We start from the raw sequence: 17703 nt of genomic DNA on the forward strand, positions 1-17703 counted from the left end.
CGGATAAAGGGGAGGCTGCAGGGTCGGAAGAATTCTGCAGCCTTCCTTATTGCTGTGAAGGAAATGAGCAGTTATAAGGAAGGGAAAAGGGATGGAAATAAGATTACAGGAAATAACGGATTTTTCAGCAACAATTGCCTGGGAGCCGGAAGACGGAGCGGAGGGCTACCGGGTTTACTGGGCGGACAACGATACGCCGTCCATGGAGTTCCGCAGGCTGGCGGAGACGGAGGACTGCTCCTACACGCTGCATAGGGCGACACATGTCCCGCATTATCTGAAGGTGTCCTGTGTGAAGGACGGCGTGGAAGGAGAATGCAGCAGGGTTCTCAGGACGCCGGTAAAAAAGGTGTTCCACGAGCAGCTGGAGCAGCTGAACAGGGGACTGGTTGCCGTTCCGGTAAAAAACGGGATTTTTTTAAGCTGGCGGCTGTTTCTGGGGGAGGTGTCGGGGTACTGTGACACCGGAATGACGGGGACGGATTTTTATGTATACAGGAATGGGGAACGGATTGCCCAGGTCGGTACGAGCACCAATTATCTGGACAGCGCGGGCAGCGCAGGGGACGGGTATGCGGTGGCTCCGGTAAAGGACGGCTGTGAGGGCGCCCGCTGTGAGGAAGTGAAGGCCTGGAAGAAGGAATATCTGGATTTGCCGTTAAAGCGTCCGGCGGGCGGCGTGACCCCTGCAGGGGAAAGCTATGTGTACCATGCCAACGATATGAGTGTGGGAGATGTGGACGGGGACGGGGAATACGAGTATATTGTAAAGTGGGATCCGTCCAATTCCCATGACGTATCCATTAAAGGCTATACTGGCAGGTGTTACCTGGACTGCTATAAGCTGGACGGGACGCTTTTATGGCGGCTGGATATGGGAGTCAATATCCGGGCCGGCGCGCATTATACCCAGTTTATGGTGTATGATTTTAATGGGGACGGGAAGGCGGAAATGGCTGTCAAGACGGCTCCGGGGACGAAAATGACCACCTTTTTTGCGGACGGCAGGGTAAAAGAGGAGAAATATATTACCATGCTGCCGGAGGATTTGGAGGCCGGCTGTTCCCATGAGGATAATTATGTCTGCAGTGCGGCGGATTACAGAGAGCATATGGCGGAGGTTTTCGCGCTCTGGCAGGATCGCCCTGAGGTAAAGAGGGGAGAATGGCCGCAGACGCTGGAGGAATGCTGGGGCATGCAGCCACGGGTGTCTTATCCTTTATCAAAGGAGGATGCGCATTTGCTTGCCGATATTTTTATCAGGGAATATGCGCCCTCCAGAAGTGAAAAGAACAGGCTGGATCAGTTTGAGGGCTTCATTTATGAAGGGCCGGAATATCTGACCATGTTTGCAGGGGACGGCAAAGAGCTGCAGACGATCCGTTTTCCTGTGGGAAGGCAGGATGACGGGCTTATCTGGGGGGATTATGCAATGCCCCGGATAGAACCCTGCAACCGGGTGGACAGATTCCTGTCAGGCGTGGCCTATCTGGACGGGGAACGTCCGTATTTAATCGTCTGCCGGGGATATTATACCAGGACAACGGTAGTTGCGTATGATTTTTTTGAAAACCGGTTCCGGGAAACGTTCTTTGTGGACAGTGGGCATGTGCCCATGTCAAATCCTTTTAATGACGGAGGAGTCCATCTGCTGGAAGGGACGGATCCCGAATATGGAAGTCTGGCGGGGCAGGGGAACCACAGCCTTTCCACGGCGGATGTGGACGGCGACGGATGCATGGAAATCATATACGGCGCGGCCGTGATAGACCATGACGGCTCCCTTCTTTACAGCAGCAGTGACATACGGCCGGATGGGCTGCGCATCAAGCTGGGGCACGGGGACGCCATGCATGTGGCAAAAATCGATCCGGATCGGCCGGGCTTCCAGATCTTCAATGTGTTTGAGGGCGGGGAGCATGTGCCTTATGGCTTTGCGTTGCGCGACGCCTGCAGCGGGGAGGCTTTTTTCGGGGAATATGCCACGGAAGACCTGGGCCGGTGTATGGTGGGGAAAATCGATCCCAACACGAGGGGGCTTCAGGTGTGGGTGAACGAGGTGTTTGACTGTAAGGGGAATAAGCTGGACGTGCCGCTGCCCGGAACCAACGCCAATATCCGCTGGGCTGCGGATATGAGCACGCAGATTTTGGACAGCCCGCAGTACATCGGAACGGTACAGCCGGGGGTAATCAATGACAATACCCATGGCGTGATGCTGGATCCGGAGGATACTATGACAAACAACGGCACGAAGGGAAATCCCTGTCTTATAGCGGATATTTTCGGGGATTTCAGGGAGGAGCTGCTGCTCCGGAAAAAGGATGACAGCGCCATCCGCATTTATACCAATACGGAGCTGACACGGCACAAGCTTTTTACGCTGATGCATGATACAATGTACCGCTGCGGGGTGGCCTGGCAGAATAATTGTTATAACCAGCCCTGCTATACCAAATTTTATTACGCGGATGACTGTGATTTCAAGGATGTGCTGTCCTGGCTGGAATAGCGGGGCCGGACGTGGATTTTATGCCTGTTAAAGCAGGCGGAAGGGAGCAGGGATGGAAGCGAAGCTGATAAACAGTTTTGACATTTCGGTAGCAGGAGGCGGCAAGGGCCTTCTGGGGGATATTGACGGGGACGGCAGGATGGAGGTAGTATTTGTACAGGCGGACAGCGGGATTGACGATCGTTTTGTACCGCATCAGATCACCTGTGTCACCGCGTACCGTCTTACGGGAGAGCTGCTGTGGCAGAGGGGCGACAGCTCGGGAAAGCCTGGAAACTTCGGCTCGGATTTCCCGGCGCAGATTTATGATATCGATCATGACGGGCGGCTGGAAATCCTGTGTGTGATGGATAAAAAGTTCCTGGTTCTGGACGGCGCCGACGGTTCGGTGAAGGAGAGCCATGAGCTGCCGGCAGAGGAAGCCCATGACTGCATCATCATTGCCAATCTGACGGGGAAGGAGCAGCCGGAGGATATTATTTTAAAGGATCGGTATTTTCATATGTGGGCGATGAACCGGCAGTTTGAGGTGCTGTGGACCCATGAAGGGAACCTGGGGCATTTTCCCTGGGCGGCCGATGTGAACGGGGACGGCTATGACGAGGTGATGGCAGGCTATGATCTGCTGGATCATAACGGAAGGGTTTTGTGGTCCTGCCATGAGCTGGAGGATCATGCGGACTGTCTCTGGGTAGGCGATGTGAACGGCGACGGCAGGCCGGAAATCGCCGTGGGCGGAAGCGTGACCTGTCTGTACAGCGCGGATGGGGAGGAGCTGTGGCGGTATGACGGCTCCATAGAATCCCAGCATATCGCGCTGGGGAAATTCCTGCCGGGAGAGCCGGGGCTGCAGGTGGCGGGGCTTGACAGAATCCGCCGGGGCGACGGCTATAAGGGCCAGTGGGACGGAAAGGACGGGATGTTCCTTTTGGACTGCTGCGGCCGGGAGGTTTGGAAGGAGGACCGGAAAACCAGCGGATGGCTTACCATTGTGGACGCGCTTTCCAACTGGAACGGCGACGGGAAGGATTATATCCTTGCATACCGCAGAGGCGGCGGGGTGATGCCTGCGCTGTATGACGGAAACGGTGAGGCGGCGGTGACATTTTCCAATGACGGCTATGTGCTGCATGGAGATCTGTTCGGCCGGGGAAAGGAGGATGTGATCGTCTATTCCGGGGAAACGGCCTGGGTTTACAGCGGTACGGAGCCTGAACCGGAGAAAATGCCTTCCGGGAAGCCGGTGCCCCAGGAAAAGAGACTTTACAGATCCACGCTGTATCCCGGCGGGGAGAGGTAGGAAAGGCAACTGCGGGCTGAGCGGTTACGGAATATTATATTCATTTAATACATCCTTCGGAGTATAGAAAAAACGGTGGGTGGGAGAATAAGGAGAGGAAAAGATGGCGGCAGGAGATATGATTAAGAATCGGTTTCAGGAGTTTACGGATGAACAGACGGGAACGAGGGTGGTGAGGCTCACGGAGCCGGATCATGTGAGTCACCATATGTATTTTTATAACCGTATGACGACTGCGGATGGCTCTCATTTGCTGTATTGTGCGGAAATTGGCGGCGAGCGTCAGCTTTATCTTATGGATTTGGCATCGGGTGATGCCGTGCAGCTGACGGAAGGGGAAGGGCTGGACGATTACGGCGGATTGATTGCGGCGGATGATAAGCATATTTTTTACCAGCAGGAGCAGGCGATCTGGAAGCTTTCCCTGGAAACGCTGGAAAGAGAGTGTGTATACCGCATTCCGGAGGGCTGGAACGGCGGAAACTGGGGAATGAGCGAGGACAATCGTTTCCTTGCCATTGTGGAGACACGCAGGGATTCCCTGCCGGAGAAGAAGAAGGGGGCAAACTGGGACTTTTTTGCGATTACCTGCAAGGCGAAGCCTCACTGCCGCATCGTTTACTGCGATCTGCAGACAGGCAGCTTCCATACGGTGCTGGAGGATGACTGCTGGTTCGGGCATGCGCAGATCCGTCCCGGGGATCCGGACACCATCATGTTCTGCCATGAGGGGCCTTACGATCTCATTGACGCCAGATTGTGGCTGGTCCAGAGCGACGGGAGCAATTACCGCTGCTGCAGGCAGCAGCCTTCGGATTTGATTCTGACTCATGAATTCTGGCTTCCGGACGGGTCAAAGCTGGCCTTTGTCTATCGGGAAACCACCGGAGAAAAGGTGGAGAATATCCGTATGATCGACCCGGATACCATGGAGGAGGAGATTTTTATGCCTTGTTCTCCTTACGCCCATTTTATCTGTGACCGGAAAAACCGGTACATGGTGGGAGATGCCCAGGGCAGCGATGTGCCGATTCATCTGCTGAAGGACCAGCCGGAGGAAGGCGGTGAAATCAAGAATGATTTCATTTACCTCGTGGATGTGGAAAAGAGGGAGGAAAGGAAGCTGTGCTACCATGGGACGTCCTGGAGGGCGGTGCACGGCAATCCCCAGGATTCCCACCCCCATCCCTGCTTTACGGAGGATAACAGGCATGTGATATTTGTATCGGACAGAGAGGGGAAGCCTTGTATTTATATGGTGGATTTGGCGCAGATGGAGCAGGGGACGGAGGGATAAGCAGGTGCATTGAGAACTGTTATGGTTCCTTTCCGTTCTGCCGTCAGGCGCCCGTGTCCCGTAAAATCCGGTTGGAAAAAAACATATAATTGTGTTATGATGGTTCTGAAATTATAGAAAAATGGTAACTGTGAGGGGGACTGAACAGTTACTAAAGTTATAAAGCGGGGAACCTGGCTATGATGAGAAGATATGTAACGGAAAAAAATCTGCTTCGCGAAGTAACGGATTTCAGACCCGGCGCATGGGTGAATCTTGTGAATCCCTCTCTGGAGGAATGCCTTCTGGTGGCGCGGGAATTTCAGGTGGATATCGCGGATATCCGGGCGGCGCTGGATGATGAGGAAAGCTCCCGTGTGGATGTGAGCAATGATTATACACTGATACTGTTTGACATACCGTCCATAGAATACAGACACAAGAGGGAGGCGTATACCACCATCCCTCTTGGTTTGATTTTTGCGGGGGATACTTTGATTTCGGTCTGTGCGGAGGATACGCCTGTGTTAAAATCCTTTGCGGATAACATGGTAAAGGAATTCAGCACGAAAAAGCAGATCCGTTTTATTTACCAGATTTTTCTGCGGACCTGTGTGCTGTACCAGTCCTATCTGCGGATTGTGGATCGCAGGCGGAAGGAGATTGAGGAGCATATCGGCGGGGATACGGAGGATGTGGATCTTATCGATCTGCATGAACTGGAATCCAACCTGGTATATTTTGACACCTCCCTGCGCGCCAACAAAATGGTCCTGGAGCGCCTGGTGCGCTACAGTAAGATAAAAAAGTACCCGGAGGATCAGGAGCTTCTGGAGGACGTGGTGGTGGAGAACCAGCAGGCCATCGAGATGACCCAGATTTACCGGGATATCATCAAGGGCACCAGGGAGCTGCTTTCGGCGGTGATTGACAACCGGCTGAATACCGCGATGAAATATCTGGCGTCCATCACAATCGTTATGGCGATCCCCACGATTATTTCCGGGATTTACGGAATGAACGTGGATGAAAAATGGATGCCGCTGGCGAATACGCCCTTTGGCTTCGGGATCATCTGCCTGATTACGCTGGGGCTGTGCCTGATTGTGATACGGATTCTGCGGAAAAGGAAGATGCTGTAGCAGCAGTGCATACAGGAGGGTGGAATGGAGATCAGGGAATACCGGCCGGAGGACTGCCGGGAAATGGCGGCGCTTTTTTACGATACGGTACATGAGGTAAACGCTGCGGATTATACAAAAGAACAGCTGGATGCCTGGGCCGATGGCAAGGTGGATACCGCGGCCTGGAACCGCTCCTTTCTGGAGCATGATACTTTTGTTGCGGAGGAAAACGGCGTAATCGTCGGATTCGCGGATATGGATGCGGCCGGATATCTGGACCGGCTCTATGTACATAAGGATTATCAGAAAAAAGGGATTGCCAGCGCCCTCTGTGACCGGCTGGAAGAAAACTGCGCCGCAGCGTATTTCACCACACATGCATCCATTACCGCCAGGCCCTTTTTTGAAAAAAGAGGGTATCGGGTGATGAAGGAACAGCAGGTGGTGCGAAAGGGAGTTAAGCTCACGAATTATGTGATGAAAAAAATCTTTGACTGATAAAAAAATAGTGCTATAATAGGATTCAATGAATTAAATCAGTAAAGTTTATAACAAAGGAGTGAGCTGCGATGGAAAAGAAAAATATTGATTGGGCCAATCTGGGATTTGGTTATCACATAACGGATAAGCGCTATGTATCCAACTATAAGAACGGGGCCTGGGATGAAGGAACTCTGACAGAGGATCCTACCATTCAGCTGAATGAATGCGCAGGAATCCTGCAGTACTGCCAGGAAATATTTGAGGGGCTGAAAGCTTATACGACCGAAGACGGACGTGTTGTAACCTTCCGTCCTGATCTGAATGCGGAACGTATGATTGACAGTGCGAAACGTCTGGAGATGCCTGCATTTCCCAAGGAAAGATTCCTGGATGCCATCGATAAGGTTGTGACGGCCAACGCAGCATGGGTTCCCCCTTATGGAAGCGGAGCCACTCTTTATATCCGTCCCTATATGTTTGCAAGCTCTCCGGTAATCGGCGTTAAGCCTGCGGAGGAATATCAGTTCCGTGCTTTTGTAACGCCGGTAGGGCCTTACTTTAAGGGCGGCGCAAAGCCTCTGACCCTGTGCGTAAGCGATTTTGACCGTGCGGCTCCTCATGGAACCGGACATATCAAGGCCGGCCTTAACTATGCCATGAGCCTTCATGCATGTGTGACCGCACATGCCAATGGTTTTGACGAAAACCTCTATCTGGATCCTGCCACCAGGACTTATGTGGAAGAAACAGGAGGCGCGAATTTCCTGTTTGTAGATAAAGACGGCAAAATCATCATCCCCAAATCAGACAGCATCCTGCCTTCCATCACAAGACGTTCCCTGGTAGTCGTGGCAAAGGATATGCTGGGAATGGAAGTGGAGGAACGTCCTGTAAAGCTGGAGGAACTGAAGGACTTTGCGGAATGCGGACTTTGCGGTACGGCAGCAGTCATCAGCCCCGTGGGAAAGGTAGTGGATCATGGCAGGGATATCTGCTTTGCCAGTGGCATGGACGAGATGGGGCCGGTTATCCAGAAGCTGTATGATACGCTGACCGGAATCCAGATGGGAAGAATTGAAGGACCGGAAGGATGGGTAAGGACTATTCTGTAACATGTGTTGTGGAATGGTTATGGATATTCTGATATTTATTTGTTCTATTTATGAATAAAAAGATTTTCTTGGGACTGACGCACGTAAGGTGGTGTGTCAGTCCTTTTTAGCAGAAGGTGATTTATTTCAGCGAGCAATTATGTAACAGACTTCTGAGATACCACTTTCTATGGAACATATCATGTAGGGGTAAAATAGCATGTCGCCCCGTAATAAATATTTTGTCACGTTTTTTTAGAAAGAGCAGGTGCGAATAAACGGACATCGTTCTTTTTTTGATAATTCCGGCATTTTATAATATAGAAAAATAAATTTGTATTTTAATGTTGGAAAAATACAATGCTATATAAAAAATTCTTTACTGAGATTTTTATTTACATTACAATGTAATTGAATAATTGAAAAATAAGGGAGGCGTAATTAGGTTATCAATCAACATATAATGCTGTTATTGAAACAATTGAAAAAAATTCAAAAATTACTTAATGATCCTGACAAAAACTAAATTTTCTTTTATAAGACGATAATCTTGATGATGATGTAAAAAAGAACTACCAGCTATTCAGCGATGTTTTGGCTATGATAGAGTAGAAAGATATTTAGCTGAACTTGAAGATTTGGGAATCGTTGAATATCTGGGAGCAACAAAAAACGGAAAGTGTATTTTAAAATAAGTAGGCCGGCATGGCAGTAAGTATGGATTTAGATTCCATTATAAGGGGGTTGTGGCTTGATGCCCCGTTGCCTGCGAAGCGGTATTTGATTGATATTTGGAGGATAAGTTAATGCAGTATCGCAGGGCGGCCTGCGGTCAGGGGGATAAAGATGAACATAGAATATAAACAGCATAAGAATTTGCCTTGTGATGAGTTATATCAATTATTTCTTGCGGTTGGCTGGGCAAAAGAGGAAGAGACGACGCAGGAGATGATTGATAATTTTAATATCGGCTTCCTTCATTCCGCATTTGTGTTTTCTGCGTGGGCGGATGGAAAATTAATTGGATGTGTAAGGGTTTTAAGTGATCTGCATTTTAGGTCTGTCATTTACGATTTGGCCGTGCTGCCTGCTTTTCAACACAAAGGCATCGGCAGTGAACTGGTGCGAAGATGCAGGCAGGCCTGTGAAGGCTCTGAGTGGCTGGTGCAGACGGATATGGCCAGGGGATTTTATGAGAAGCTTGGTTTCAGGCAGAAAAATGACTATTTTCTTACAATTCCCAGCAAATGGTTTTAAGCTGTGGCGGGTTGGAAGCGGCTTGTTACATTTGGAGTTTTCCTTTTGTTTGCGGTAATGAGAGAGCAGCTGATGGGTTTTGTTAAAGACAGTGATATTTCAATTATTCCACGTCTGCTGCTGAATGCAGGTGTCCAGTTTGGAATTGCAGGACTGGGAATTACCATTGTCTGTATTCTGCGGAAGGAAAAATTTACAGCATTTGGATTAACCAGAAAGAATGCTGGCAAGGCAGCAGTGGGAACGTTTTTATGTTTTATCCCCTCGATCTGTTATATTTTTGCCAGCGGACAGTTCGACGGTTATCGGCCTTTCAGCATTTTGGTAACCAATGATGTGCTGGCGGCCGGTTTTCCGGTGTCGGTCCTGGGGATGGCGCTCATTGTAATTGTCTGGGGGTTTTTTGAAGGATTTAACTATGCTGTTATCTGTGAGATAATTGACAGAAGATATCCTTCAGAAAATCAATGGTTAGACTATGGCGCCATCACTTGTGGAATAATCTGTCTGCTGTTTCATCCGCTCAGTTTTTCTTTCTGGGGAATCATTGAATTAATTACTACTTTTATTGCAATCTACGGAATGTTGATAGTGAAGAAGAAAACAGGGAACGCATGGGGCTGTGTCCTTGCTTTTTGTTTTATCTGGAATGCATTGTAAACGGGAATTTCAGCATTACTGTAGAAAGGTTTCAGTGCAATACCAGCCTTCACCGAGGAGGCTTATGCAGCAGCCCTTATGAACGGTTCCCACCGCCTTTTTTGGCTGTGATTTTGAAGGTCAGTTCTGTCATGGTTATCATTAATATAATAAAAACAGCGAGATACACGGGAAGTATTCTGAAGCTGATCAAGCTGCCCAGAAGCCCAAACAGCGGCGGCATAAAGGTGGAGCCCACATAGGCGCTTGCCATTTGGATCCCGATAATCGCCCCGGAATATTCCGCGCCGAAATTATCCGGTGTGGAATGAATAATACAGGGATAGACCGGCGCACAGCCGAAGCCGATAATGATAAAGCCAATAAGTGAGACGAGCTGATTCCCTGTGGGTAGCATCAAAGAAATAACCCCGCAGGATAAAATGCAGGTGCCGAGAAGAATCATCCTTCTGTCGCCAAGCTTATTCATAATAAAACCGCCGAGAAACCGTCCGATGGTCAGCCCTATGTAAAACAGCGAGGCAAATTGGGCTGCCCGGTCTACTGTTATGCCCTTTACTTCAACCAGGTAAGTGCTGGCCCAGTACATCGCAGTTGCTTCCACAGCGCAATAGGCAAAAAAGCCGGTTAAAAGAAACGGAACGCCTTTGATTTTCAGTGCACCGATTATTCCGATGCTTTCTCCATTCGCATCTGCATTCTGCCCGTTAGTTTTCCAGACAGGGAGGGTGACAAGCAAAAGCACCCCTATGCCCAGCTGCAGGAATGAGACAATACGGTAGCCGTTGTTCCAGGTAGAATTTGTTAAAGCATAGCTCATGACGAACGGGCTGACAATCGTTCCCACGCCCCAGAAGCAATGCAGCCAGCTCATATGTCTTGACGTATAATGAATAGCTACATAGTTATTCAGGGCGGCATCAATTGCCCCGGCGCCGAAACCGTAAGGAATTGCGAAAATAATCAGCATCCAGAACTGGCTTGAAATGGAAAAACCAAATAAAGCAATCGCTGTCAGAAATACGCTGACAACAGTTACAATCCGGGTGCCGAATTTTCTTGTCAGCCTGTCGGACAGGATACTTGAGATAATCGTTCCTCCTGAAATGACCATGGAAACGATTCCCATAAAGGAAATCGGCACATTCAGGTCACTGTGCATAACAGGCCAGCCCGAACCAAGAAGCGAATCGGGAAGTCCGAGACTGATAAAAGCCACATAAATAAGCGCAAGTAAAAGTGAGTACATTTCTTTCCCTCCAAACTCTGATTAGCATTTCACTCAAATCCTTAGTATAGCACGAAATAATGAATACAGGAAGAACTGATTGGAAAAGAAATCCATAATAAAATTATATGGAAATTCGACGGTTCCAACAGTTTACAGGAAAAGTTTGTGTATGGCGGGGGGAGTGTTGTATAATGAATATTGTGTTGTCATATTTTTGATATTGAATGTTTGATGAACGGAGAAAGCTGATTTTTTCCATTGGCATAGACGCAGAATGTATGCTCCAAAAAGAATCAGAAAATATCGGGGGATATCTCTTCTGCGGCTGAGAGCAATTTGCAGTTAACTTCCGTTTTCGGTGGAAAAAAGCAAAAACTTTGGAGGATTCAATCAAATGCGAATAAAAGCAATCTGTATTATCTGCGGTCTGTTCTGCTTCCTTTCCGGCTGTATTGCGCTGCCGGGACAGGAGCCTTTTGGAGAAAAGACATATTCCGGAGAAAAGGCGCAGGCAATTTATGAGGATATTTCTTCAAGCATGTATCAAATCGATTTTGGGGACTGGAAAGGCTATTCTGTTTCCAGTGATTTTAATTCTATAGTTGATGTTTATAAAACAGAAGAATATACGTTGGCCTATTATGAAATAAGCGGGAAAGATTATTCTGTCTGGTATGACGGGCGTTTGTATTACTATACCGATGACAAGCTGTTTTATCGTGATATGGAGTGGGAAAAACTTGAAACAGAGAATTTTGCAAAGGAAAAATGGAACCTTGCCCGTCAACTTTTAGAACTGGAGGATGTAAAACTTACCTGTAAATATATCCCTATGGCTTCTGACCATAAGAATTTGCTGAAAGCGGAGTACCCCGCAGCACAGATAGACGGGCAGCAAATAACTTTTGCGGAGTTACTGTTTTATCTGGATGAAAACGGAGAATTTAACAAAGTGACAATGCACTGCACAAAAGAGGGAGAAAACTATATATCTATTTCTTTCTTTCCCTATGAAGGTTCTACTGACTTACAGGCGGAACGGAAATTGTGGTCTTTCGGCCACGATTTGGGACTCACGGAGGAAAGTGTGCCTGCGCTTTCGCAACAGGAAGAAAACCGGGAATGGAGCAGGAAAATGATTGACAGCATGGATTTTGAAGTACTTGTAGAACGGGCAGAATACGCAGAAGATTTAACCTTTCCCGACCTGCCAACTTTATTATCTGAAATGGCAAAAGAACGTGAAGCTGCGTTCTAAAGGAATTAGAGAGGACAAGACAGTTATATTATAAAAGGCTTGATGATATTGAATGTCTGCTGAATGGAAAAAGAAATGAAAGCTTTGAAAGTCTCTGATATTCCGGATATCTGGGGATAAAACAGGAATGGATTACTAAATTGCAGATAATCGGAGGTATGGAATGAATTATATAATCAGGAAAATAAATGAAAATGAGACAGCTGTTTTAGAGGATTTCTTATATGAGGCAATATTTGTTCCGGAGGGAGTACAGCCGCCGGAAAAAAATATAATAAAGAAGCCGGAATTACAGGTGTATGTAGCCGGGTTTGGAAAAAGGGCCGGAGATTTTGGCCTGGTTGCAGAGGCGAATGCTCAGATCATCGGCGCCGCCTGGGTCCGTATTATGGATGATTACGGCCATATAGATAACGAAACCCCGTCATTTGCGATTTCCTTATATAAAGAATACAGAGGCTATGGAATCGGTACGGCTTTAATGAAAAGGATGCTTGCCCTGCTAAGGGAAAATGGTTATAAACAGGCTTCTTTAGCAGTCCAAAAAGCCAATTATGCCGTGAATATGTATAAAAATGTCGGATTTCAAACGGTTGCTGAAAATGAAGAAGAATATATAATGATATGTAAATTGTAATGTCCGGGCGGCAGTGAATCCAATGGATTGTTTGGTATTTAGGCATTAAGCGCAGGAAAGAGAGGATGAAATGAATAAAAAAATATTTGCAATATTGGCCGTTTGCCTGATGTTGTTTGTCGGCTGCGGAGAAAATGAGATTGTTAATACCTATGAACAATCCGAAGACAGCGGAGTAATGAAGACATATTATGAAATGAAGGATGGCACATGGAAATGTGATGATACCATATACAAGTACAGGCTGGAGTTAAACGGGAGAATGCCTAATGCTGAGAAAGACAGCTGCTTTGTCGTGTTGACAGATGATAAAAGCCTGAGCTTTGAAGCTGTATCGAAAAGCCTGTACAGCAGTTTACTGAAGGATGCGGATGCAATGAAGGGGTCTGTCATTGTAGAACTGAAATGATTTCGGAGAAAATGGAATAATCCTGACCCTGCTTTTTTATCTGTGGGGGATGGAGTGTATTCGACAAATCAGAGATTGTACTGGACGCTTCGCTGCCTGCGAAAAAAATACATTATAAACGCGGATACAGGGATACTGAATTTAAGCTCATTCCGGCAAAACATAATGACTTTTTGTGCTATGATGTTTGTGTAAAATATGAATGGCTTATTACGGAATGCCATGAAGATATGGTTTCCTTTGTAGGAAATGGGCTGAAGGTGTGCCTGTAAGTGGAAGAATTACTATATAAAATGTGATAAGGAGGGACAGGCGATGGTATACGCTGAGAAAGGAAAGGAACAGGAAAGTTTTATTGCTTTTATAGAACACGCATTGGGAATATTATCTGCGGAAAATTATTCTTCTTTTTTAGCGCAGTTTGATAGCAGCCGCTTATCAGAGCAGGACCTGATCTTAGCGCTCAGATACTTAGATGAAACCCGCCCTGTACTGAAAGTGGACAATCCGGTTCTGGTAACAAACAGGTATCAGGAGGAGTGTTTGGCGCCTTTTAGCGATGGAGGAGGTTTTTATCTGGATTATGACCTGACAACAAACGGTGTAGGGAATGATTTAACAATTCAAGTAGAATTTTTGAAAGAGGGGGACGGATATAGAGTTATACTTGAAGATCTACACACCCTTTGATATTTTATGTAACAATTGTTGGTAGAAGAAAGGAATATGAATCATGAGTAAATACGATTCTTTATGGGAGTATGTACAGAAAAAAGGCAGTCAGTCATTTAAGCTGACTTTTGAAGAAATACAGGATATTGTGGGAATACCACTTGATCACTCTTTCTTGAATTATAAAAAAGAACTTACGGAATATGGTTATCAGGTAGGGAAAATATCCATGAAAGAGAAGACAGTTATTTTTAATAAGGTTGAATGAATTTTTCAGTAGATATTTTTAGCTGGTGTGAAATATTCCCCAGGGCTTGAAGAACAAGCGGACAGGCATATTTTTTGAACTGGAAAAACAGCGAAATGTCCGAATGCCGGACGACAAAAAATAATATGGGAACAGGAGAATTTTTATGAAGTCTGTTAGAAAAAAGGTCATGGCCACTCTGCTTTTATTTTGTGCAATACTTAGTTTTACCGCCTGCAATGCCGGAAATGAAAAAACAGACGGCACTTTTCCGGGGGTGGATGATGCAGATATTCCGGATGTTTTGGAAATGACGGTTGGCACATTGGGTAACACCTATTATTCTTCCGGGATAAAAGATAATAAAGATTACGATTCTATTTTAACTGTGACCTTTGAGGACACAACGGACGCAGACTATACCGCACTGTTGGAGCATTATCAAACGACTTCCACAGGTACGGATGACAACGGCTCACTTTTGTTTGACTGGGGATATCTCCAAATGACTTCCGATAATGGAACGATTCAAATTACAGCGTATATTAAGTGAGCGAAGCTTGATATGGAAGAAATGATGAAAAATTATTATGGCAGTTTGTGTACAGAAATATATGAGATTTTACACAAAGATGCACCATAGGATGAATTGGATTCATTTATAGCATTTCCTGATTAAACAATAGAAGTTGTCTTCTGGCAGATGAGACGCAAGAGAGATATTTGATATTATAGCGGAGAACCTAAATATGGATAAATGTGGAAACTTTGTTTTTAATGAACCTTATATTGGGAATGAGATTAAGCAAATAAACAATGTTGTTTTGCCAAAACAATATTTGGAATTTATGAAAAAGCATAATGGTGGTCAAGGTGATATTGGTGAAACATGGCTTGAATTTTTCACTTTGGAAGATTTGCAGGAAATTAATGATGATTATTGTATTGAGGATTTTTTGCCTGATCATATTATAATAGGTTCAAATGGTAATGGAGAACTTTATGGAATTGACAGTGATGGAGTTTATTTTAATGTTCCGGCTATAATGGATGAAGATGATGTAACTGTTTTGGGAGATGATATAAATTTGCTTCCAGATAAAATAAATAATTTCTGGAAATAACAGTTCCAGTTTAATAGACAGATTAAATCCGTCTGATTGATTTTGGTGCAAAGGAGTACTATACCATGTCAGAACTGTCAAAAGAAGAGAAAAAAGCATTACTGAAAAAATGGAAAGCAGCTCAAAACAAAAAATATATTCTCAGTAAAACAAAGGTACGGAGCCTTTTTCGTTATTTGGAAGTACAACTATTGAAAACCGCCTGTGATAATACCTTACATTTTACTGAACAGTGGCTTGAAAATAATTTACCGCCAGAAAAAATAGAAAGTGTAATAGCAGAAATCCATGAAATGGGTGGATATTGTGATTGTGAAGTGTTGCTAAACTGCTATGAAAAATATGATATTGAAACATGTTGATATTGGGCAAAAGGATATACAACAGAAGCTATGAAAGAGATTATCGGGTTTGCAGCCCCAGACCGTCATGTTACGGAAATCGTTGGTAGATTTGCAAAAAAAAACTTAATTCCGGAATGTAATGCAAAAATTTGAGTTTGATGGAGAAAATAAATGGTTTTATTAGTTGTGGATACGCAAAATGGAATTACTGATAATAGACTATATGAATTTGAAAAGGTAAAACGTAATATTAAGCTATTGATTGAAACAGCAAGACAAAATGGAGTTGAAATCATATATGTCCAGCATGATGATGGTCCGGGAACCGGATTTACAAAAGGTGATGAAGCATATGAAATATATGGAGAATTCAAGCCAAAAGTAAATGAGAAAATTTTTTGTAAGACTGTGAACAGTTCATTTCATGTATCAACAGGGCTTCTTGCATATTTACAGGAAAGAGAAGAAAAGCAAATTCTGATAGTCGGATTGCAAACTGATTTTTGTATTGATGCGACAATTAAAAGCGGTTTTGAACATGGCTTTGAAATGATTGTTCCGGAGTACACAAATTCAACATTTGATAATAAGTATTTCTCAAAAGAGGCGGCTTATAAATATTATAACAATTTTATGTGGCCTGATAGATATGCCAGATGTATCACTATGAAAGACGCTTTGGAAATGTTAGGAAATAAATAGATTGGTACAAATCCCGGAGAGTCGGGCTGATTAGAGTTTGTTTACCTCTGTGGGAGAGGTGTACTTGAGAGCTTGTTTTTTGGACCAGTATGGAGTCGTTATTTTCCCGGATAGTGAAAATTGGCTAAAAGGTTCATAATTTGCTGTAAGGCGTACCGGGCTATGGGGGCTGGAAAAATCAATATGAAAATAAGACGTTTTCGGGCTTTTGCAGAAAAAAAAGATTTACAGAACGTATTTGAGGAGCTTCAAGGCAAATGGGAAATATATTACGTACCGACCTACTCCGATGCGGGGGAAATTTCTTATAATAACATCATGGATATTGAAAATCTGGGTATTAATTTTCATGGTTCCCACCAGGGAAACAGGCAGATACTTGTTTTTTTCAAGTCCGAGGAATGCCTGTGGCGGGTGTACCAATACAAGGACGCTGATGGACAGGAGATAACAAGATACAGCGCTTTAGATGCAGGGAATTCAGCCTTTATTTGTATTGATCTTAATGGGATATACAAAGACTGCGCTATTTTCCCGACAGAAATTTCGACGATGTATTATGATAATAATACGGTTAAACAGCTGTATGATGAACTGAAAAGAATCTTCAGAAAGCAGGCCGTTAAAATTGCAGGCAGTTGCTACATATGTCCCGGAGCTTACGGGCATAAGGAAAAATACAGATTTTGTACGATTGATATAAAATCTCCGCCGGAGTATGATATCAAAGTCGAATGAACAGCCGCTTTTCCCGGTTTACGTGATTATAAACCAGGAGCCGGCTGAAACTTGATAGCAGCTGCGGGCATAGTTTAGAATTTTAAGTGGGGAATATAATGATATTAGAAACAGAACGCCTGATTTTGAGAGAAATGGGGCAGGCTGATTTTCATGATTTAGCCGAGATTTTGCAGGATCCAAAAGTTATGTATGCCTATGAACATGATTTTTCTGAAAGTGATGTTCAGGAATGGCTTGACAGGCAAGCAGACAGGTATAGGAAATACGGATTTGGTTTGTGGGCAGCCGTATTAAAAGATACCAATGAAATAATAGGGCAGGCAGGACTTACGGTACAGCCATATAAGAATACAGAAGTACTTGAAATCGGCTATTTATTGAAAGAAAGATTCTGGCACTATGGATATGCAAAAGAAGCAGCCTGCGGTTGCAGGGAATACGCTTTTCAACATTTGAACAGGGATAAGGTGTATTCAATAATTAAAGCAGATAATTTTGCATCGATTAAAGTAGCTGAAAGCATTGGTATGAGCAGGGAAGATGAATTCATCACCCGGTATTATAATGGTGATATGCTTCATTTTCTGTATTCTGTCCGCAGGCAGCCTAATGAATTTTCATATAAAGGCAGGTAA

The 17703-nt window shown here is 45.3% G+C and carries 20 protein-coding genes; 19 read left to right on the top strand and 1 reads right to left on the bottom strand.

Going from position 1 to position 17703, the window contains the following annotated elements:
* The first annotated feature begins 91 nt into the window (after nucleotides 1–91).
* From DXC51_RS30260 to DXC51_RS10495, 8 genes are all read left to right on the top strand, one after another.
* On the top strand, nucleotides 92–2512 hold the full coding sequence (locus DXC51_RS30260; RefSeq protein ID WP_117544473.1) for a rhamnogalacturonan lyase: 2421 nt from the start codon (nucleotides 92–94) through the stop codon (nucleotides 2510–2512).
* Between the two features lie 52 nt (nucleotides 2513–2564).
* Nucleotides 2565–3812: an FG-GAP-like repeat-containing protein gene (locus DXC51_RS10465; RefSeq protein WP_025490747.1), complete on the top strand. Its 1248-nt coding sequence runs from the start codon at nucleotides 2565–2567 to the stop codon at nucleotides 3810–3812.
* Between the two features lie 103 nt (nucleotides 3813–3915).
* Nucleotides 3916–5109, top strand: a complete 1194-nt coding sequence (locus DXC51_RS10470) for an oligogalacturonate lyase family protein (protein ID WP_025490748.1) — start codon at nucleotides 3916–3918, stop codon at nucleotides 5107–5109.
* Nucleotides 5110–5288: 179 nt separating this feature from the next.
* Entirely contained in the window at nucleotides 5289–6230 is a 942-nt protein-coding gene (locus DXC51_RS10475) for a magnesium transporter CorA family protein (protein WP_021638067.1), read from the top strand.
* Between the two features lie 24 nt (nucleotides 6231–6254).
* Nucleotides 6255–6710 carry a GNAT family N-acetyltransferase gene (locus DXC51_RS10480; RefSeq protein ID WP_117544474.1) on the top strand — a complete coding sequence of 152 codons (456 nt, stop codon included), beginning with the start codon at nucleotides 6255–6257 and terminating at the stop codon, nucleotides 6708–6710.
* A gap of 71 nt (nucleotides 6711–6781) precedes the next feature.
* Nucleotides 6782–7807, top strand: a complete 1026-nt coding sequence (locus DXC51_RS10485) for a branched-chain amino acid aminotransferase (RefSeq protein WP_021638065.1) — start codon at nucleotides 6782–6784, stop codon at nucleotides 7805–7807.
* Between the two features lie 825 nt (nucleotides 7808–8632).
* A complete protein-coding gene (locus DXC51_RS10490) occupies nucleotides 8633–9043 on the top strand; it encodes a GNAT family N-acetyltransferase (protein WP_117544475.1) in 411 nt (136 codons plus the stop codon).
* Between the two features lie 72 nt (nucleotides 9044–9115).
* Nucleotides 9116–9703, top strand: a complete 588-nt coding sequence (locus tag DXC51_RS10495; RefSeq protein ID WP_207660857.1) for a hypothetical protein — start codon at nucleotides 9116–9118, stop codon at nucleotides 9701–9703.
* Nucleotides 9704–9779: 76 nt separating this feature from the next.
* Here DXC51_RS10495 and DXC51_RS10500 read toward each other — a convergent pair whose 3' ends face one another.
* Nucleotides 9780–10952, bottom strand: a complete 1173-nt coding sequence (locus DXC51_RS10500; protein ID WP_117544476.1) for an MFS transporter — start codon at nucleotides 10950–10952, stop codon at nucleotides 9780–9782.
* Between the two features lie 376 nt (nucleotides 10953–11328).
* Here DXC51_RS10500 and DXC51_RS10505 point away from each other — a divergent pair, with 376 nt between their 5' ends.
* The 11 genes from DXC51_RS10505 to DXC51_RS10565 all read left to right on the top strand — a co-directional run bounded on the left by DXC51_RS10505 (nucleotide 11329) and on the right by DXC51_RS10565 (nucleotide 17703).
* Nucleotides 11329–12192, top strand: a complete 864-nt coding sequence (locus DXC51_RS10505; protein ID WP_117544477.1) for a hypothetical protein — start codon at nucleotides 11329–11331, stop codon at nucleotides 12190–12192.
* A 163-nt stretch (nucleotides 12193–12355) separates the two neighbouring features.
* Nucleotides 12356–12829, top strand: coding sequence for a GNAT family N-acetyltransferase (locus DXC51_RS10510; protein WP_117544478.1), 474 nt, complete (start codon nucleotides 12356–12358; stop codon nucleotides 12827–12829).
* 70 nt (nucleotides 12830–12899) lie between these two features.
* Entirely contained in the window at nucleotides 12900–13238 is a 339-nt protein-coding gene (locus tag DXC51_RS10515; RefSeq protein WP_021638057.1) for a hypothetical protein, read from the top strand.
* A 315-nt stretch (nucleotides 13239–13553) separates the two neighbouring features.
* Nucleotides 13554–13928 (top strand): DUF7668 domain-containing protein, encoded by a 375-nt coding sequence (locus DXC51_RS10525; protein ID WP_021638055.1) that lies wholly within the window; start codon nucleotides 13554–13556, stop codon nucleotides 13926–13928.
* A 43-nt stretch (nucleotides 13929–13971) separates the two neighbouring features.
* A complete protein-coding gene (locus tag DXC51_RS10530) occupies nucleotides 13972–14178 on the top strand; it encodes a hypothetical protein (RefSeq protein ID WP_025490753.1) in 207 nt (68 codons plus the stop codon).
* A gap of 145 nt (nucleotides 14179–14323) precedes the next feature.
* A complete protein-coding gene (locus DXC51_RS10535) occupies nucleotides 14324–14710 on the top strand; it encodes a hypothetical protein (RefSeq protein ID WP_021638052.1) in 387 nt (128 codons plus the stop codon).
* A gap of 196 nt (nucleotides 14711–14906) precedes the next feature.
* Nucleotides 14907–15281 carry an SMI1/KNR4 family protein gene (locus DXC51_RS10545; RefSeq protein ID WP_117544479.1) on the top strand — a complete coding sequence of 125 codons (375 nt, stop codon included), beginning with the start codon at nucleotides 14907–14909 and terminating at the stop codon, nucleotides 15279–15281.
* 65 nt (nucleotides 15282–15346) lie between these two features.
* Nucleotides 15347–15643, top strand: coding sequence for a DUF2695 domain-containing protein (locus tag DXC51_RS10550; protein ID WP_117544480.1), 297 nt, complete (start codon nucleotides 15347–15349; stop codon nucleotides 15641–15643).
* Between the two features lie 153 nt (nucleotides 15644–15796).
* Entirely contained in the window at nucleotides 15797–16327 is a 531-nt protein-coding gene (locus tag DXC51_RS10555; protein ID WP_117544481.1) for a cysteine hydrolase family protein, read from the top strand.
* Nucleotides 16328–16489: 162 nt separating this feature from the next.
* Nucleotides 16490–17065 (top strand): hypothetical protein, encoded by a 576-nt coding sequence (locus DXC51_RS10560; protein ID WP_117544482.1) that lies wholly within the window; start codon nucleotides 16490–16492, stop codon nucleotides 17063–17065.
* A gap of 98 nt (nucleotides 17066–17163) precedes the next feature.
* Nucleotides 17164–17703: a GNAT family N-acetyltransferase gene (locus tag DXC51_RS10565; protein WP_117544483.1), complete on the top strand. Its 540-nt coding sequence runs from the start codon at nucleotides 17164–17166 to the stop codon at nucleotides 17701–17703.

Source organism: Eisenbergiella massiliensis (genome assembly GCF_003435485.1).

What these genes read in the sequence shown, in the direction of transcription:
- DXC51_RS30260 (WP_117544473.1), top strand. Translation starts at nt 92, where the DNA reads ATGGAAATAAGATTACAGGAAATAACGGATTTTTCAGCAACAATTGCC.
- DXC51_RS10465 (WP_025490747.1), top strand. Translation starts at nt 2,565, where the DNA reads ATGGAAGCGAAGCTGATAAACAGTTTTGACATTTCGGTAGCAGGAGGC.
- DXC51_RS10470 (WP_025490748.1), top strand. Translation starts at nt 3,916, where the DNA reads ATGGCGGCAGGAGATATGATTAAGAATCGGTTTCAGGAGTTTACGGAT.
- DXC51_RS10475 (WP_021638067.1), top strand. Translation starts at nt 5,289, where the DNA reads ATGATGAGAAGATATGTAACGGAAAAAAATCTGCTTCGCGAAGTAACG.
- DXC51_RS10480 (WP_117544474.1), top strand. Translation starts at nt 6,255, where the DNA reads ATGGAGATCAGGGAATACCGGCCGGAGGACTGCCGGGAAATGGCGGCG.
- DXC51_RS10485 (WP_021638065.1), top strand. Translation starts at nt 6,782, where the DNA reads ATGGAAAAGAAAAATATTGATTGGGCCAATCTGGGATTTGGTTATCAC.
- DXC51_RS10490 (WP_117544475.1), top strand. Translation starts at nt 8,633, where the DNA reads ATGAACATAGAATATAAACAGCATAAGAATTTGCCTTGTGATGAGTTA.
- DXC51_RS10495 (WP_207660857.1), top strand. Translation starts at nt 9,116, where the DNA reads ATGGGTTTTGTTAAAGACAGTGATATTTCAATTATTCCACGTCTGCTG.
- DXC51_RS10500 (WP_117544476.1), bottom strand. Translation starts at nt 10,952, where the DNA reads ATGTACTCACTTTTACTTGCGCTTATTTATGTGGCTTTTATCAGTCTC.
- DXC51_RS10505 (WP_117544477.1), top strand. Translation starts at nt 11,329, where the DNA reads ATGCGAATAAAAGCAATCTGTATTATCTGCGGTCTGTTCTGCTTCCTT.
- DXC51_RS10510 (WP_117544478.1), top strand. Translation starts at nt 12,356, where the DNA reads ATGAATTATATAATCAGGAAAATAAATGAAAATGAGACAGCTGTTTTA.
- DXC51_RS10515 (WP_021638057.1), top strand. Translation starts at nt 12,900, where the DNA reads ATGAATAAAAAAATATTTGCAATATTGGCCGTTTGCCTGATGTTGTTT.
- DXC51_RS10525 (WP_021638055.1), top strand. Translation starts at nt 13,554, where the DNA reads ATGGTATACGCTGAGAAAGGAAAGGAACAGGAAAGTTTTATTGCTTTT.
- DXC51_RS10530 (WP_025490753.1), top strand. Translation starts at nt 13,972, where the DNA reads ATGAGTAAATACGATTCTTTATGGGAGTATGTACAGAAAAAAGGCAGT.
- DXC51_RS10535 (WP_021638052.1), top strand. Translation starts at nt 14,324, where the DNA reads ATGAAGTCTGTTAGAAAAAAGGTCATGGCCACTCTGCTTTTATTTTGT.
- DXC51_RS10545 (WP_117544479.1), top strand. Translation starts at nt 14,907, where the DNA reads ATGGATAAATGTGGAAACTTTGTTTTTAATGAACCTTATATTGGGAAT.
- DXC51_RS10550 (WP_117544480.1), top strand. Translation starts at nt 15,347, where the DNA reads ATGTCAGAACTGTCAAAAGAAGAGAAAAAAGCATTACTGAAAAAATGG.
- DXC51_RS10555 (WP_117544481.1), top strand. Translation starts at nt 15,797, where the DNA reads ATGGTTTTATTAGTTGTGGATACGCAAAATGGAATTACTGATAATAGA.
- DXC51_RS10560 (WP_117544482.1), top strand. Translation starts at nt 16,490, where the DNA reads ATGGGGGCTGGAAAAATCAATATGAAAATAAGACGTTTTCGGGCTTTT.
- DXC51_RS10565 (WP_117544483.1), top strand. Translation starts at nt 17,164, where the DNA reads ATGATATTAGAAACAGAACGCCTGATTTTGAGAGAAATGGGGCAGGCT.